The sequence below is a fragment of the Lacinutrix sp. MEBiC02404 genome (assembly GCF_053601575.1).
The window spans coordinates 1-418 of the sequence record NZ_JBSHNV010000205.1 but is presented as its reverse complement, the minus strand read 5'-3'; the positions used below and the strand labels follow the sequence as shown (position 1 = coordinate 418).

At 45.7% G+C, this 418-nt stretch carries 1 protein-coding gene; it reads left to right on the top strand.

The genetic code is table 11. The features are described 5' to 3' along the window. Positions 1–418, top strand: a 418-nt coding sequence (locus ACVCXO_RS12210; protein WP_452229871.1) for a hypothetical protein, incomplete at both ends; no start/stop codon positions are given.

Here is a 418-nt window from a genome sequence, read left to right as displayed (position 1 = left end):
TGCAGATTTAGATGGCGATGGCGTATTAGACGCAGGCGAGCCAACAGCAACTACAGCGGCGGATGGAACATATACAATAGAAGGCGTACCAGCAGGAACAGTAGATATCGTAGTAGATACAACTACTTTACCAACAGGTGTAACATTAACAGAAGGAACAGAACCAACAGAGGTAACGGTACCAGTAAGTGGAACAGTTGCAGCAGGAACAGATGGTTATACTACAGCAGGAACGGTAACCGGAACAGTATATAACGATGAAGATGGTGATGGAACACAAAACGGAACAGAAACCGGGTTCACTACACCAGTAACTGTATTTGCTGATTTAGATGGCGATGGCGTATTAGACGCAGGAGAGCCAACAGCAACAACAGCAACAGACGGAACCTATACTATAGAAGGAGTACCAGCAGGA